Origin of the sequence: Streptomyces sp. NPDC025273, from assembly GCF_040638585.1 — a bacterium.
Lineage (GTDB): Bacteria > Actinomycetota > Actinomycetes > Streptomycetales > Streptomycetaceae > Streptomyces > Streptomyces cinereorectus.
Genome location: NZ_JBEZYP010000027.1, coordinates 43,959 through 60,197, shown reverse-complemented (window position 1 = coordinate 60,197; position 16,239 = coordinate 43,959). Strand labels below are relative to the sequence as shown.

The window sequence follows — 16,239 nt, the reverse complement described above, 5'->3', positions numbered from 1 at the left end:
GAGCGGGTGCAGGTCCCTGACCTGCACGTCTCATGGACATGCCGCCAAGTGCCAAGATCGAATGAGACTGTGCCACGGTTCGTGAGACCCCACAAACGCGAATCAGGTCTGGGCCATGTCCACGAAGCGGGAGTAGTGCCCCTGGAACGCCACCGTGATCGTCGCCGTCGGACCGTTCCTGTGCTTGGCCACGATCAGGTCGGCCTCGCCCGCGCGAGGCGACTCCTTCTCGTAGGCGTCCTCACGGTGCAGCAGGATGACCATGTCGGCGTCCTGCTCGATGGATCCTGATTCACGCAGGTCGGAGACCATCGGCTTCTTGTCCGTACGCTGCTCGGGGCCACGGTTCAGCTGGGAGAGCGCGATGACGGGCAGCTCCAGCTCCTTGGCGAGGAGCTTGAGGTTCCGGGACATGTCCGAGACCTCCTGCTGACGGCTCTCGGCCCGCTTCGCGCCACCGGACTGCATCAGCTGCAGATAGTCGATGACCACGAGCTTGAGGTCGTTGCGCTGCTTGAGACGACGGCATTTCGCCCGGATCTCCATCATGGAGAGGTTCGGCGAATCGTCGATGTAGAGCGGCGCCGCGGAGACGTCCGGCATCCGCCTGGCCAGCCTCGTCCAGTCCTCGTCGGTCATCGTCCCGGAGCGCATGTGGTGGAGCGCCACCCGCGCCTCGGCGGAGAGCAGACGCATCGCGATCTCGTTGCGGCCCATTTCCAGCGAGAAGATCACGCTCGGCAGATTGCTCTTGATCGAACAGGCACGGGCGAAGTCCAGGGCGAGCGTGGACTTACCCATGGCGGGGCGCGCCGCGATCACGATCATCTGTCCGGGGTGCAGGCCGTTCGTCAGGGCGTCGAGGTCGGTGAACCCGGTCGGGACACCGGTCATCTCGCCGCTCCGGGAGCCGATCGCCTCGATCTCGTCGAGAGCTCCCTCCATGATGTCCCCGAGCGGCAGGTAGTCCTCACTGGTGCGCTGCTCGGTGACGGCGTAGATCTCGGCCTGCGCCGAGTTCACGATCTCGTCGACGTCACCGTCGGCCGCGTACCCCATCTGTGTGATCTTCGTGCCGGCCTCGACGAGACGTCTCAGAACCGCACGCTCATGGACGATCTCCGCATAGTACGAAGCGTTGGCCGCGGTCGGCACGGACTGGACCAGGGTGTGCAGATACGGGGCTCCGCCGACCTTGGTGATCTCACCGCGCTTGACCAGCTCGGCCGCCACCGTGATCGGGTCGGCCGGTTCGCCCTTGGCATAGAGGTCGAGGATCGCCGTGTAGACGGTCTCGTGGGCCGGCCGGTAGAAGTCGTGGCCCTTGATGATCTCCACGACGTCGGCGATGGCGTCCTTGGACAGCAGCATGCCGCCGAGCACGGACTGCTCCGCGTCGAGATCCTGCGGAGGCACACGCTCGAACCCGGACGACCCACTGTCCCAGCTGCTCTCCCGGCCTCGCTCGTGCTGCTCCTCCCGCCCCTTGCCCTCTCCGCGGCGCTGACGGGAGACGGGCAGACGGTCACTGGGACCGACATCGGCCCAGGGATCGTCCAAAGGCTCGGGAATGCTCACCGGGCCACCTCCTCCCGTCCGCTTCGCGGACCTAGCCGTGCCACTCTTTCTTACGGCACGGCACCGACAAACAAGACGCCCGACTCCGGTTCCGGCGCGTCAAGTTCTGCGGTCTACGGAGCCGGAACGGAGTGCGGGCGCCGCACCACGGTAGGCCGGTCCGCACCGTCAGCCAATCTGGTTATCCACAGGGCATGTGGACGACGGACCAGATGCTGTGGAGAACCCCACCGAACCTGTGCACGGACCGGGGGACAGCACTGTGGACAAACTCATACCGCCCCCACCAGGAGCGCCCTGACCTGCCCTTTCTCCATCCACCGGCTGTGGGAGAGAAAAACTTTCGCCCTCAGCTCAAGATCACCGGAATCACCCCCCGGCCGAACCGGGAACTCCGTATCAGGTAAGGACTCCATACCCTTTGCATCTCTTACCTGTGGAAGATTAGATTGGCACCCATGACCCAGGCCCCCGCGACCCAGCCGACACCTCGCCGCCGGCACGACCGCGAGATCATCGCGCTCGCTGTACCGGCCTTCGGCGCACTCGTTGCCGAGCCTCTCTTCGTCATGGTCGACAGCGCCGTCGTGGGCCATCTCGGCACCCCGCAGCTGGCCGGTCTGGGAGTCGCGGCCGCCTTGCTCACCACCGCTGTGAGCGTCTTCGTCTTCCTCGCCTACGCGACGACGGCCGCGGTCGCCCGGCGGGTGGGCGCGGGCGATCTCCCCTCCGCGATCCGTCAGGGAATGGACGGCATCTGGCTGGCCCTGCTGCTCGGCGCCGCCGTCGTCGCCTTCGCCCTCCCCTCGGCTCCCTGGCTGGTCGAGGCCTTCGGAACATCGGACACCGCCACTCCGTACGCCGTCACCTATCTGAGGATCTCCAGCCTCGGTATCCCCGCCATGCTTGTCGTGCTCGCCGCGACCGGCGTGCTGCGAGGGCTGCAGGACACCCGGACACCCCTCTACGTCGCCGTCGGCGGATTCACCGCCAACGGCGCTCTCAACATCGGGCTCGTGTACGGAGCCGGCCTGGGCATCGCCGGATCCGCCTGGGGAACAGTGATCGCCCAGGCCGGCATGGCGCTCGCCTACCTGATCGTCGTCGTGCGCGGTGCCCGCAGACACGGGGCGTCGCTGCGTCCCGACAGCGCAGGCATCAGAGCCAGTGCCCAGGCAGGCGTCCCCCTGCTGGTCCGTACGCTCTCGCTGCGTTCGGTCCTGATGATCGCCACCGCGGTCGCCGCCAGGCTCGGCGACACCGACATCGCCGCACACCAGATCCTCCTGTCCCTCTGGAGCCTCACGGCCTTCGCTCTCGATGCCATCGCGATCGCGGGACAGGCCATCATCGGCCGCTATTTGGGGGCGAATGACATCAAGGGCGCCCGCGAGGCCTGCCGCCGGATGGTCCAGTGGGGCATCGCCTCCGGAGTGGTACTCGGCGTACTGATCGTGCTGACACGACCACTGTTCATCCCACTGTTCACCGGTGATCCGTCCGTGCAGGACACGATGCTGCCGGCCCTGCTCGTCGTGGCGCTCTCCCAGCCGATCGCCGGCGTGGTCTTCGTGCTCGACGGCGTACTCATGGGCGCGGGCGACGGACGCTACCTGGCCTGGGCCATGCTCGTGACCCTGGCCGTGTTCGCCCCCGTCGCTCTCCTCGTCCCCACTCTCGGAGGAGGCCTTACCGCTCTGTGGTGGGCGATGACGCTCATGATGGCGGTCCGGCTGGTGACGCTCTGGCTGCGTACCCGCTCGGGCCGGTGGATCGTCACGGGCGCCACTCGCTGAACGAACCGCCGACACCGACACCTGACGGTTTCACGTGAAACCGTCAGGTCGTGGAACGACGAAGGGCCGCACCGTGACGGTGCGGCCCTTCATCCGGCTCTGGTGAGCTCCGCCCTTAGGCGGCAACGACCTCGATACCGAGCTTCGCGGCAACCTCGGGGTGCAGGCGCACGGAAACCTGGTAGCCGCCGAGCGTCTTGATCGGCGTACCGAGCTCGACGCGTCGCTTGTCGACGTCCGGACCACCGGCGGCCTTGATCGCCGAAGCGATGTCGGCAGGGGTGACGGAGCCGAAGAGACGGCCGGCGTCGCCGGAGCGAACAGCCAGACGAACCTTCACGGCCTCGAGCTTGGCCTTGATCTCGTTGGCCTGCTCGATCGTCGCGATCTCGTGGATCTTGCGGGCGCGGCGGATCTGCGCCACGTCCTTCTCGCCACCCTTGGTCCAGCGGATGGCGAAGCCACGCGGAACCAGGTAGTTACGGGCGTACCCGTCCTTGACGTCCACGACGTCACCGGCAGCACCGAGGCCAGTGACCTCGTGGGTGAGGATGATCTTCATGATTCGGTCACCCTTCCCTTATCGCGCGGTGGACGTGTAGGGCAGCAGCGCCATCTCACGGCTGTTCTTGACTGCCGTGGCGACGTCACGCTGGTGCTGCGTGCAGTTGCCGGTGACGCGGCGGGCACGGATCTTGCCGCGGTCGGAAATGAACTTCCGCAGCATGTTCGTGTCCTTGTAGTCCACGTACTGGGTCTTGTCCTTGCAGAATGCGCAGACCTTCTTCTTAGGCTTGCGCACAGGCGGCTTCGCCATGGTGTTTCTCCTGTGTGATCAAGAAGTGGGGGTACGAGCTGCCCTAGAAGGGAGGCTCGTCCGAGTAGCCGCCGCCGGAACCGCCCGAGCCACCGGAGCCACCGGAGCTTCCGCCCCAGCCACCCCCGCCGCCCTGCTGGCCCCCGCCCTGCTGACCGCCCGCAGGCGCGCCGGTGGCCCACGGGTCGTCGGCGGGAGCACCGCCGCCGCCCTGCTGACCGCCGCTACCGGGACCGCCGCCCCAGTTGCCGCCGCCCTGCTGGCCACCGCCGTATCCACCCTGGCCACCGCCCTGGCCACCGCGACCTGTGGTCTTGGTGACCTTGGCCGTGGCGCTCTTGAGACTGGGGCCGACTTCCTCGACGTCCAGCTCGTAGACCGTGCGCTTGACGCCCTCACGGTCCTCGTAGGACCGCTGCTTCAGCCGGCCCTGCACGACGACGCGCATGCCTCGCTGGAGCGACTCCGCGACGTTCTCCGCCGCCTGACGCCAGACCGAACAGGTGAGGAACAGGCCTTCGCCATCCTTCCACTCGTTGGTCTGCCGGTCGAAGATGCGGGGGGTGGACGCGACACGGAACTTCGCGACCGCCGCACCGGACGGGGTGAAGCGCAGCTCGGGGTCGTCGACGAGATTGCCGACGACCGTGATGACGGTCTCGCCTGCCATGGGTGAACCTCTCGGCGGGGATTGCTTCTGGCTGCTTGCTACTCGAACCCGATGACCGCTGAGCTAGATGCTCAGTGGATCTCGGGGCGGAGGACCTTGGTCCGGAGGACCGACTCGTTCAGGTTCATCTGTCGGTCGAGCTCCTTGACGACCGCAGGCTCGGCCTGCAGGTCGATGACCGAGTAGATGCCCTCAGGCTTCTTCTTGATCTCGTAAGAGAGACGACGACGGCCCCAGGTGTCGACCTTCTCGACCTTTCCGTTGCCCTCACGGACGACGGAGAGGAAGTTCTCGATCAACGGGGAGACTGCTCGCTCCTCGAGATCGGGGTCGAGGATGACCATCACCTCGTAGTGACGCATGTGGAACCCACCTCCTTTGGACTCAGCGGCCACGGTCGTTCCGTGGCAGGAGGGTCGTGATGCGTAGGCATCAGTGTCTCCGAGTAAAACAGCCGCCACTGACAACGCCCGCCTTCGATGATCGAGGGGGGCCGCAGTGCTGGCTCAGGGCAGACACCGGTGCAGACCGTACAGACTACCCGCAGACAGGCTTCCGGTTGAAATCCGGTGCCGGGGAGACGCAATCTGTACACATCGGATGTGAGCGGCGTTACAGTGCGCCGCCTCCCGGCCAGGAGGTTCTCCATGGCACAGACAATGCGCCCCCGCCCCCGTCCCGCAGTCTCCCTCTTCGCCACGGACGGCAGGCCCCATCCGCTCCAGGACGCGCTGGTGGCCGTGACCCTGGTGCTCGGGGCCCTGGCCTTCGTCACGGCGATGTTCCACCACCTGCACCTGATCAGCTCCTGGGCCGGGCTGGTCGGGATCCTGACGGGCGCCTACGGGCAGTACGTGTCGGTCACCACCCGTGAGCGCTTCCCCCTCATCCTGGGGCTGGGCGCGTCCGCGATCGGTTTCTTCCTGGGCATGGCCCACGGCGGCCTCTTCGGCGGCGTGATCAGCTGAGGCGCCCCGCGGAAACCTGACCGGGTCGCCCAGGGCCCAGACGGGGCGCTCCTCGGTCACAGTAGGCTTCGGCGCGAGAGCCGGAGCCCCTGACCGATGGGGACACACCTGCCGAGGAGCGCCCCGCATGAGCCTGACCCTGAGGACCATCAGCCGAGAGCAGCATCTGGCTTACATCCAGAACCTGCCCTCGGCCAGTCACTGCCAGGTCCCGGCGTGGGCTGATGTGAAGACCGAATGGCGTTCGGAGAACCTGGGATGGTTCGACAGGAACGGCGAAATGGTCGGCGCCGGTCTGGTGCTGTACCGCCAGCTGCCCAAGATCAAGCGCTACCTCGCCTATCTCCCCGAGGGCCCGGTCATCAACTGGTACGCCCCGAATCTCGACGACTGGCTCCAGCCGATGCTCGCGCACCTGAAGCAGCAGGGTGCCTTCTCGGTGAAGATGGGCCCGCCCGTGGTCATCCGCCGCTGGGACTCGGCGGCCATCAAGTCGGGTATCCAGGACCCCGACGTGAAGCGGCTGCGCGACGTCGAGGCCACCCACATCGAGCCGCGCGCCTTCGAGGTGGCGGACCGGCTCCGGAAGATGGGCTGGCAGCAGGGCGAGGACGGCGGCGCCGGATTCGGTGACGTACAGCCGCGTTACGTCTTCCAGGTCCCGCTGGCCAACCGCTCGCTGGAGGACGTGCTCAAGGGCTTCAACCAGCTCTGGCGGCGCAACATCAAGAAGGCCGACAAGGCCGGCGTCGAGGTGGTCCAGGGCGGCTACGAGGACCTGGCCGAATGGCAGCGGCTCTACGAGATCACCGCGGTGCGCGACCACTTCCGGCCTCGTCCGCTCTCGTACTTCCAGCGCATGTGGACGGTTCTCAACTCCGAGGACCCCAACCGCATGCGGCTGTACTTCGCCCGGCACAACGGCGTGAACCTCTCCGCGGCCACGATGCTGGTGGTCGGCGGACACGTCTGGTACTCCTACGGCGCATCCGACAACATCGGGCGCGAGGTCCGGCCGTCGAACGCGATGCAGTGGCGCATGCTGCGCGACTCCTACGCGATGGGTGCGACCGTCTACGACCTGCGCGGCATCAGCGATTCGCTGGACGAGACCGATCACCTCTTCGGCCTGATCCAGTTCAAGGTCGGCACCGGCGGCGAGGCCGTCGAGTACGTGGGCGAGTGGGACTTCCCCCTCAACAAACTGCTGCACAAGGCGCTCGATATGTACATGTCGCGCCGCTGAACACCGGCTGGTCCACGTCGACCGGCTCCGCACCCCCTCCGATTCCACCGCAGCCACCAGAAAGGTTCCGGGCCGGCCATGGCGCTCTCCCTCTACGTCGACACCGCGCGCTGGCGGGCGCACCAGAAGTCCGTGATCGACCAGTTCCCCGGTCTCGTGCCCGTCTGCAAGGGCAACGGGTACGGCTTCGGCCACGAGCGGCTGGCCGATGAGGCGATCCGTTTCGGGTCCGACACGCTGGCGGTCGGGACCACGTACGAGGCCGCCCGCATCAAGGACTGGTTCAGCGGCGACCTGCTCGTCCTCACCCCCTTCCGCCGGGGCGAGGAGCCGGTGCCGCTGCCCGACCGCGTCATCCGTTCCGTCTCCTCCGTGGACGGTGTGCACGCCCTGGTGGGCGCGCGGGTCGTCATCGAGTGCATGAGCTCGATGAAGCGCCACGGGGTGAAGGAGGAGGAGCTGGGGCAGCTGCACGCGGCCATCGAGGACGTGCGCCTCGAAGGCTTCGCCCTGCACCTGCCCCTGGACCGCACGGACGGCTCGGACGCGGTCGAGGAGGTCATCGCCTGGATGGACCGTCTGCGCGCGGCCCGGCTGCCCCTGCACACGATGTTCGTCAGCCATCTCCGGGCCGAGGAACTGGCGCGGCTGCAGCAGCAGTTCCCGCAGACCCGCTTTCGCGCACGCATCGGCACGCGGCTCTGGCTCGGTGACCACGAGGCCACCGAGTACCGCGGCGCCGTGCTCGACGTGACGCCGGTCGTCAAGGGGGACCGGTTCGGCTACCGCCAGCAGAAGGCCGCCTCCGACGGCTGGCTGGTGGTGGTCGCCGGTGGTACGTCCCACGGTGTCGGACTGGAGGCTCCGAAGGCCCTGCACGGTGTGATGCCGCGCGCCAAGGGGGTCGCACGCGCGGGGCTGGCCACGGTCAACCGCAATCTCTCGCCGTTCGTCTGGTCGGGAAAGCAGCGCTGGTTCGCCGAGCCGCCGCACATGCAGGTGTCGATCCTGTTCGTGCCGTCGGACGCGCAGGAGCCGAAGGTCGGCGACGAGCTGGTGGCCCATCTGCGCCACACGACCACCCAGTTCGACCGCCTCGTGGATCGCTAGGCCCCGGACACTTCTCGGTCGGAGTGCGCCCCGCCCGCCGTGCCCCACTCCACCCGCGGTCCTCGGACCGCGGGTGCCGTGTTCCCGGTGTGATGCGCCTGCCCGATCACGACGGTGTCCGGCGCCCCGTCGAGCACGCCGCCCGACGGGTCGTCCGACCCGTCTCGGCGTACAGGGTCACGGTCCGGCAGCAGGATGTCCCTGACGACCACGGCGCACAGGTACAGCGTTCCGAGCAGGTGCAGGGCGATCGCGACCTGATAGCCCTCCTGCGGCAGCCCCTGGTGCTTGTCACCGCTCGTCGTGTACGCGAGGTACTGCCAGATCCCCAGGAAGTACATGACCTCGCAGGCCTGCCACACGAGGAAGTCCCGCCAGCGAGGCCTGGCAAGCGCGGCCAGCGGGATCAGCCAGAGCACGTACTGCGGTGAGTAGACCTTGTTCGTCAGGATGAAGGCGGCCACCACCAGGAAGGCGAGCTGCGCGAAGCGCGGCCGGTGCCGGGCGGTCAGCGCCAGCCCGGCGATCCCCGCGCACATCACGATCATCAGCAGCACGGACGCCGTGTTGACGGTGCCCACGTCGATGGGCTTCCCGGTGCGCTGGGTGATGATCAGCCAGAACGAGCCGTAGTCGATCTGCCGCTCCTGGCTGAAGGTGTAGAACTTCTTCCACCCCTCGGGGGCGTACAGCATGACCGGGAGGTTCACCAGTAGCCAGGCGGCCGCGGTGCCCAGCAGCGCCGTGCCGTACTCCCGCCATTTTCCGGCCCGCCAGCACAGCACGAGCAGCGGCCCGAGGAGCAGCACGGGGTAGAGCTTGGCAGCCGTGGCCAGGCCGATGAGGATGCCGAAGGCGAGAGCCCGTCCGCGGGACCACATGAGCATCGCGGCGGCCGTCAGGGCCACGGCGAGCAGGTCCCAGTTGATCGTCGCCGTGAGCGCGAGCGCCGGGGCGAGGGCGACCAGCAGGGCGTCCCACGGACGGCGCCGGTGGGTCCGGGCGACGCACACCGCGATGACCACGGCACAGATCATCAGCATGCCCGCGTTGACCATCCAGTACATCTGCTCGCGCTGCTGCATCGGGTCGGTGCCGGGCGTCAGCGTCAGCCAGGACGCGATCTGCATGAACAGACCCGTCAGGACGGGGTACTCGAGGTACGCCATGTCCCCGCTGAGCCGGTCGACGTACGGCACGAGCCCGTCGGCGAAGCCGCGGCCGAGGTAGAGGTGCGGGATGTCGGAGTAGCACGCATGCGTGTACTGCGAGCTCGTGCCCCGGAACCACGCCCAGTCGTAGCAGGGGATCTTCTGCACCATGCCGAGTGCGAACATCCCGATCGCCACGAGTGCGATGACGCGCACCGGTGTGAGCGGCCCTGATCCGAGCCGTGCCCAGCGGCCCGCCGGCCCGCCGATCAGCTCGCTGCCGGCCGCGGCGATCTCGTCCTCCTGCGTAGGCCGTACGACGGGCCGCTCCTGGTGCACGCTCGTGTCCTCTGCGCTTGGCATGCCGCACATCCTGCCGTACGGCGCCGTCTGCGGGGCGTGGGCCGCGTACGGGACACAGGAAGGGCCGCCGCACCCGGGCAGGTGCGACGGCCCTCCTCATACGTGTCCGGCGGGCTCCTGACGGGGCTCCCGGAGGGTGGCGCCGCTACCCGCCGCCTCCGAAGAGTCCTCCGCTCCCGTTCCCGTTCCCGTTGCCGTTCGTCCCACCGGTCGATCCGTCCGTCGTTCCGTCGGTGGTTCCGGTGTCCGTCCCGCCGTCGGTGCCCCCGGTGGTGGTCCCTCCGTCGGTGGTCCCCGCGTCGGTCCCTCCGTTGTCGGCACCGGTGTTGGTCCCGCCGTTGCTCTGGCACTCCCAGTCGAACGCCCCGCATGTGTCGCTGGGCGAGGGGGACGGGGAGGACGGGCTGGGCGACGGGGTGGTGGGCGCCTCGCTGGACTCGGACGGCTCCGGCGTCGGGCTCGGGGTGGGCGTGGGGCTGGGTGTACCGACGATCTCGCCGAACGGCTCCGGCTCCGGGAAGTTCACGACCTTCTCGCCCTTCATGGCGACGGTCATGTAGTCGTGCCAGATCTGCGCGGGGAACGAGGCACCGTGAATCTGCTTCTCACCGCCGGTGCCGTACATCTCCAGGAACTCACGGTTCTTCTTCGTCTCGTCGTCGTCCAGCCGGAACATGCTGACCGCGGTCGACAGCTGCGGGGTGTACCCGACGAACCAGGCGGACTTGTTGCCGTCCGTCGTACCCGTCTTGCCCGCCGCGTCCCGCCCTTCGAGCTGGGCGGGCGTGCCCGTCCCTTTCTCGACGACGTTCTTCAGCACGTCGGTGACGTTGTCCGCGATGACGCTCTCCATCGCCGTCTTGGTGACCGTCTCGTGCTTGTAGACGACGCTGCCCTTCTTCTTGACCTCGGTCACCGAGAAGGGGTCGCGCTGCTTGCCGCTGGTCGCGAAGGTGGCGTACGAGCCGGCCATCCGGATGGCGCTGGGCGAGGACGTGCCGATGGAGTACGACGGAACGTTCGAGTCCGCCATGTAGATGTCGTCACGCAGCCCGGAGGCGAGCGCGACCTCCTTCACCTTGTCCGTGCCGACGTCCATGCCGAGCTGCACGAAGGGGGAGTTGGCCGACTCCTGCATCGCGTACCGCAGGTCGATGTCGCCGTAGGAGTGGTCTCCGTCGTTGGTCTGGAGCCACGGGTTGTTGTCCTCGTCGGTCCAGACCGCGCCGTTGTACTTCTTGATCTTCAGCTTGTTGTCGCCGTCGTACACGCTCTCCGGCGACACCGGGGTGCGCTGCGACTTGTCCTGGTCCGGGCCGAGCTTCGGGTCGCGCTTCCCGTACTGCATTCCGGCTGCCAGCACGAAGGGCTTGAACGTCGAGCCGACCTGGGCACCCGTCGCGTCCGCGTTGTTGGTGTAGTGCTTCGTCGCGTCCTGACCGCCGTAGGTGGCGACGATGGCACCCGTCCTGGTGTCCACCGAGGCGCCGCCGAACTCGACGTGCGAGTCCAGATCGGGACGCTTCTCCGGGTCGATCTTGCTCTTGAGCACCTTCGAGATCGACGCCTCGAGCTGCTTGACCTTGTCCTCGTCGAAGGTCGTGTGGATCTCGTAGCCGCCCTGGGCGAGCTGCCGCTCGGTGGTGCCGTCCTTGGTGTGCGCCAGGAAGTAGTCCGTCGCGAGGTCCACCAGGTAACCGGTCTGGCCACCCAGCTTGGCTTCCTTCTTCGGCTGGTCCGGCATGGGGAAGTCCTTGTACGTGGCCCGCTCGGCGGCACTCAGCCGGTTGTCCTTGACCATCTCGTCGAGGATCGTCTTCCAGCGGAACTTGGCCCGCGCCAGGTTCTTCTCCGGGGTGGCCCCGACCGGGTCCACCTCCTCGGCGCCTGCGGGGTCGTAGTAGCTCGCGCCCTTGAGCAGGCTCGTCAGGAAGGCGCACTGGCTCGCGTTCAGTTCCGAGGCGTCGATCCCGTAGTACGTACGGGCGGCGGCCTGGAGGCCCGAAGCGCCGCGTCCGTAGTACGAGATGTTGAGGTAGCCCTCCATGACCTTCTCCTTGCTCACGGTCTTACCGACCTTGAGCGTGATGAAGAGCTCCTTGAACTTCCGGCTGATGGTCTGGTCCTGGGTCAGCATCGAGTTCTTCACGTACTGCTGGGTGATGGTCGACCCGCCCTGGGTGTCACCCCCCTTCGCCATGTTGTAGAAGGCGCGGGCGATGCCCATGGGGTCGATGCCCTTGTCGGTCTCGAACGTCTTGTTCTCGGCCGAGATGACGGCGTCCCGCATGTCTTCCGGGATCTGCGCGTAGTTGATCCACTGCCGGTTGACGGAGCCGCCGGTGGCGACCATCTCCGATCCGTCGGCCCAGTAGTAGACGTTGTTCTGCGCCTTGGCGATGTCCTTCACCTCGGGCGGCACGACGAGCGCGTACGAGATGCCGGCCACGCCCATCAGGAGGCCGAGGAAGCCCAGGCACAGGCCGGAGACGAGCTTCCACGAGGGCACCCAGCGCCGTGCGCCGTCCTTGCCTGCCCGCGGGTAGTCGATGAGGCGCTTCTTGCCGGAACGGCTGTCCGCCGCGCGCCCCCGGCCTTCGCCGTCACCTCCGCGCCGTCTGCCGCCGCCCCGCTGGGCAGCGCGGCGGGCTTCGGCACGGCTGCTGTACGTCTCTTCCTCACCGTAGGCGCCGGAAGGTGATGATGAAGTTTCTCTGCGTGACGATTCTCGGCGTCCGGCGGGCTGCTGGGCGGCTCGTCTGGCCGCGGCACGCCCGCCACCTTGCGGTTGCGGCGTCTTGCGACGGTGCTCGCTCATCGAACGACTACTCCTCGGGCAGGCGAGAGCGCCTGGAAGCGGCAGTTGAGATCCGGTCCCCCCGAATGACGGACAAGCCCTGCGGAAGGCTCATCCGCAGTACATCCGGCAGTCCGCGATTACTGACGCCCGACGGCGTCTCACGGTTCCCGGTGGTCTGCATGCCGCACAGACTACGCACGGTCAAAAACCTCCTGGGACCGAACTTCACCCCAAATAACGCAAGTCGCTCCCTATGAATCGACGATGTGACGCCGCTCACGAATCCCCCTCTTGTCGAACATCACGTACCGATCTATCGTGCTGATGTATCGAGTCGATACATCAGCACGGCATAAGGTGGAGCCACGGGCTCCGCGGGAGCACCCGGCGAAGGAGGAGGCGAAGGTGAGCAGACGCTCCGGCATCCTCGAATTCGCCGTACTCGGCCTGCTCCGCGAGTCCCCGATGCACGGGTACGAGCTGCGCAAACGCCTCAACACTTCGTTGGGGATCTTCCGCGCCTTCAGCTACGGCACCCTCTACCCCTGCCTCAAGACGCTGGTGGCCAGCGGCTGGTTGATCGAGGAGCCGGGAAGCGTCCCGGCTCTGCCGCCCGCCACCTCCTCCCTCGCAGGGCGCCGCGCCAAGATCGTCTACCGGTTGACGGCGGAAGGTAAGAAGCACTTCGAGGAGCTGCTCTCGCACACCGGCCCCGACGCCTGGGAGGACGAGCATTTCGCCGCTCGCTTCGCCTTCTTCGGTCAGACGGAGCGCGACGTGCGGATGCGCGTCCTCGAAGGCCGGCGCAGCAGGCTGGAGGAGCGCCTCGAAAAGATGCGCGCCTCGCTGGCCCGCACCCGCGAACGACTCGACGACTACACGCTTGAGCTGCAGCGACACGGCATGGAGTCCGTGGAGCGCGAAGTGCGCTGGCTGAACGAGCTCATCGAGAGCGAGCGGTCGGGACGGGATCAGCGACGATCCTCGCCCGAGGGCTCCGCTCGGCACGACACATCAGGAGAGACGGGCGGCCTGCCCCGGCACCGGGACCACTCCCGGCCGGATCCGTCCGACGACACCAAGTGAGATCCCCGCAGAGCCGTGAGGCTTCACCGGGGCACACTGAGAAGACACAGGGAGCAATCGGCATGGGTTCGGTTCGCGTAGCCATCGTCGGCGTGGGCAACTGCGCCGCCTCGCTGGTGCAGGGCGTCGAGTACTACAAGGACGCCGATCCGGCCGGCAGGGTGCCCGGTCTGATGCACGTTCAGTTCGGCGAGTACCACGTGAGCGACGTCGAGTTCGTCGCCGCCTTCGACGTCGACGCGAAGAAGGTCGGCCTCGACCTCGCGGACGCCATCGGTGCCAGCGAGAACAACACGATCAAGATCGCCGACGTGCCGAACACCGGTGTGACCGTCCAGCGCGGCCACACCCACGACGGCCTGGGCAAGTACTACCGCGAGACGATCGAGGAGTCCTCCGAGGCCCCCGTCGACATCGTCCAGATCCTCAAGGACAAGCAGGTCGACGTCCTCGTCTGCTACCTGCCCGTCGGTTCCGAGGTGGCAGCGAAGTTCTACGCGCAGTGCGCCATCGACGCCAAGGTCGCGTTCGTCAACGCCCTCCCGGTGTTCATCGCCGGCACCAAGGAGTGGGCTGACAAGTTCACCGAGGCCGGCGTCCCGATCATCGGCGACGACATCAAGTCCCAGGTCGGCGCCACCATCACGCACCGCGTGATGGCGAAGCTCTTCGAGGACCGGGGAGTCATCCTGGACCGCACGATGCAGCTGAACGTCGGCGGCAACATGGACTTCAAGAACATGCTCGAGCGTGAGCGCCTGGAGTCCAAGAAGATCTCGAAGACGCAGGCCGTCACCTCGCAGATCCGTGACCGCGAACTCGGTGCGGACAACGTCCACATCGGCCCCTCGGACTACGTGGCCTGGCTGGACGACCGCAAGTGGGCGTACGTGCGCCTCGAGGGCCGCGCCTTCGGCGACGTTCCGCTGAACCTCGAGTACAAGCTCGAGGTGTGGGACTCCCCGAACTCCGCCGGTGTCATCATCGACGCCGTGCGCGCAGCGAAGATCGCCAAGGACCGCGGCATCGGCGGCCCGATCCTCTCGGCCTCCTCGTACTTCATGAAGTCCCCGCCGGTCCAGTACTTCGACGACGAGGCCCGCGAGAACGTCGAGAAGTTCATCAGCGGCGACGTCGAGCGCTGATCCGGCGCACGGCTCCCGTTCCACCAGGGTGAGGAGCGGCACCGCTCCGTCCCTTCCACACGTTGGGGGTCCCCGGGCAATCCGCCCGGGGACCCCCAACGTGTGTGACCCTTTCCCACATGCCTGTCGTGCGTGATCTGGGTGTACTCCTGCACTTTCGGAACTTCCGCCGCCTGCTCGCCGTCCGGCTCCTGTCCCAGTCGGCCGACGGCGTCTATCAGGTCGCGCTCGCCACCTACGTCGTCTTCTCACCGGAGAACCAGACCACTCCGGGCGCCATCGCGTCCGCCATGGCTGTGCTGCTGCTCCCGTACTCACTGATCGGCCCGTTCGCGGGCGTCCTGCTGGACCGCTGGCCGCGCCGCCAGGTCTTCCTGTACGGAAATCTGCTGCGGGCCGCGCTGGCCTGCTGCACGGCCCTGCTGCTCCTTGGGTCCGCGCCCGAGTGGCTGTTCTACGCCTCGGCCCTCTGCGTCACCGCGGTCAACCGATTCGTGCTGGCCGGGCTGTCCGCGGCACTCCCGCGCGTCGTCGACACCGACCGGCTCGTCATCGCCAACTCCCTCTCCCCGACGGCCGGCACGCTGGCCGCGACCGCGGGAGCGGGCCTCGCACTGGCCCTACGGCTCCTGACCGACGGCTCCGACACGGCCGTGGTCCTCCTGGGAGCGGTCCTCTACCTCCTGTCGGCCCTTACCTCCCTGGCCCTGCCCCGCGCGCTCCTCGGACCGGATCCGGGCCGGCACCACGTACGCGTACGGGAAGCACTGGCCGTTACGGCACAGGGGCTCGCCGCAGGGTTGCGCCATCTGGCCGAGCGGAAGGACGCGGCCCGCGCCCTGGCCGCCATGACCGTGATCCGCTTCTGCTACGGAGCGCTGACCGTGATGGTGCTGATGCTCTGCCGCTACGCCTGGTCCGACAGTGAGTCCGACGGTCTGGCCCTGCTCGGCCTCGCGCTCGGCGCCTCCGCCGCGGGGTACTTCGCCGCCGCCGTACTCACCCCCTGGACCGTCGGCCGGTTCGGCCGGTTCGGCTGGACGGCGGTGTGCGCCGGGTCGGCCGCACTCCTGGAACCGGCGCTGGGGCTGTCCTTCACGCCCGCCCCGATGCTGGCGGCGGCGTTCGTTCTCGGGCTCGTGACCCAGGGGGCGAAGATCGCGACGGACACCGAGGTGCAGACCTCGGTGGACGATTCCTTCCGCGGCAGGGTCTTCTCCCTCTACGACGTGCTCTTCAACGTCTCCTTCGTCGCCGCCGCGGCCATGTCCACCCTCGCGCTTCCCGCTGACGGCCGGTCCACCGTCCTGGTACTCACGGTGGCAGCGCTCTACGCCACCGTCTGCGTGGCCATGCTCCGCTGGACGCGCGCCGACAGAACGTCCCACCAGGCCCGCCCCACGGACTGAGGGTGCTGTTTCACGTGAAACAGCACCCCTCCCTCGCGTCACACCGCACCGGGCCGCGCCTCACGCCCCCATGTTTCACGTGAAACATGGGGCCGCTCCG

Annotated in this window: 14 protein-coding genes; 7 read left to right on the top strand and 7 right to left on the bottom strand. The window is 67.7% G+C overall.

Annotated features, from left to right (window positions below; translation table 11 throughout):
- Positions 1-102: 102 nt before the first annotated feature.
- Positions 103-1,560 carry a replicative DNA helicase gene (gene dnaB, locus AB0F38_RS29695; protein ID WP_361899923.1) on the bottom strand — a complete coding sequence of 486 codons (1,458 nt, stop codon included), beginning with the start codon at positions 1,558-1,560 and terminating at the stop codon, positions 103-105.
- Positions 1,561-2,036: 476 nt separating this feature from the next.
- Between dnaB and AB0F38_RS29690 the strand changes: the two genes are divergently transcribed.
- Entirely contained in the window at positions 2,037-3,374 is a 1,338-nt protein-coding gene (locus AB0F38_RS29690; RefSeq protein ID WP_361899911.1) for an MATE family efflux transporter, read from the top strand.
- A 115-nt stretch (positions 3,375-3,489) separates the two neighbouring features.
- On the opposite strand, the gene rplI is transcribed toward AB0F38_RS29690, so the two are convergent.
- The 4 genes from rplI to rpsF all read right to left on the bottom strand — a co-directional run bounded on the left by rplI (position 3,490) and on the right by rpsF (position 5,223).
- Entirely contained in the window at positions 3,490-3,936 is a 447-nt protein-coding gene (gene rplI, locus AB0F38_RS29685) for a 50S ribosomal protein L9 (protein WP_056793144.1), read from the bottom strand.
- 18 nt (positions 3,937-3,954) lie between these two features.
- Entirely contained in the window at positions 3,955-4,191 is a 237-nt protein-coding gene (gene rpsR, locus AB0F38_RS29680; protein WP_003967857.1) for a 30S ribosomal protein S18, read from the bottom strand.
- Between the two features lie 43 nt (positions 4,192-4,234).
- Positions 4,235-4,861: a single-stranded DNA-binding protein gene (locus tag AB0F38_RS29675; protein WP_361899908.1), complete on the bottom strand. Its 627-nt coding sequence runs from the start codon at positions 4,859-4,861 to the stop codon at positions 4,235-4,237.
- Between the two features lie 71 nt (positions 4,862-4,932).
- Positions 4,933-5,223 (bottom strand): 30S ribosomal protein S6, encoded by a 291-nt coding sequence (gene rpsF / locus AB0F38_RS29670; RefSeq protein ID WP_031090355.1) that lies wholly within the window; start codon positions 5,221-5,223, stop codon positions 4,933-4,935.
- Positions 5,224-5,508: 285 nt separating this feature from the next.
- Here rpsF and AB0F38_RS29665 point away from each other — a divergent pair, with 285 nt between their 5' ends.
- From AB0F38_RS29665 to AB0F38_RS29655, 3 genes are all read left to right on the top strand, one after another.
- A complete protein-coding gene (locus AB0F38_RS29665) occupies positions 5,509-5,829 on the top strand; it encodes a hypothetical protein (RefSeq protein ID WP_361899905.1) in 321 nt (106 codons plus the stop codon).
- 127 nt (positions 5,830-5,956) lie between these two features.
- Positions 5,957-7,075, top strand: coding sequence for a peptidoglycan bridge formation glycyltransferase FemA/FemB family protein (locus AB0F38_RS29660; RefSeq protein ID WP_361899902.1), 1,119 nt, complete (start codon positions 5,957-5,959; stop codon positions 7,073-7,075).
- A 78-nt stretch (positions 7,076-7,153) separates the two neighbouring features.
- Positions 7,154-8,185 carry an alanine racemase gene (locus AB0F38_RS29655; protein ID WP_361899899.1) on the top strand — a complete coding sequence of 344 codons (1,032 nt, stop codon included), beginning with the start codon at positions 7,154-7,156 and terminating at the stop codon, positions 8,183-8,185.
- Here the strand turns inward: AB0F38_RS29655 and AB0F38_RS29650 are convergent.
- Entirely contained in the window at positions 8,182-9,699 is a 1,518-nt protein-coding gene (locus tag AB0F38_RS29650; protein WP_361899896.1) for a glycosyltransferase 87 family protein, read from the bottom strand. The genes AB0F38_RS29655 and AB0F38_RS29650 overlap by 4 nt on opposite strands.
- A gap of 145 nt (positions 9,700-9,844) precedes the next feature.
- A complete protein-coding gene (locus tag AB0F38_RS29645) occupies positions 9,845-12,517 on the bottom strand; it encodes a transglycosylase domain-containing protein (protein WP_361899893.1) in 2,673 nt (890 codons plus the stop codon).
- 387 nt (positions 12,518-12,904) lie between these two features.
- On the opposite strand from AB0F38_RS29645, the gene AB0F38_RS29640 reads away from it, so the two are divergent.
- From AB0F38_RS29640 to AB0F38_RS29630, 3 genes are all read left to right on the top strand, one after another.
- Positions 12,905-13,585, top strand: a complete 681-nt coding sequence (locus AB0F38_RS29640) for a helix-turn-helix transcriptional regulator (protein ID WP_361899890.1) — start codon at positions 12,905-12,907, stop codon at positions 13,583-13,585.
- 62 nt (positions 13,586-13,647) lie between these two features.
- On the top strand, positions 13,648-14,730 hold the full coding sequence (locus AB0F38_RS29635; RefSeq protein WP_361899887.1) for an inositol-3-phosphate synthase: 1,083 nt from the start codon (positions 13,648-13,650) through the stop codon (positions 14,728-14,730).
- A gap of 119 nt (positions 14,731-14,849) precedes the next feature.
- A complete protein-coding gene (locus tag AB0F38_RS29630; protein WP_361899884.1) occupies positions 14,850-16,139 on the top strand; it encodes an MFS transporter in 1,290 nt (429 codons plus the stop codon).
- Positions 16,140-16,239: the final 100 nt, after the last annotated feature.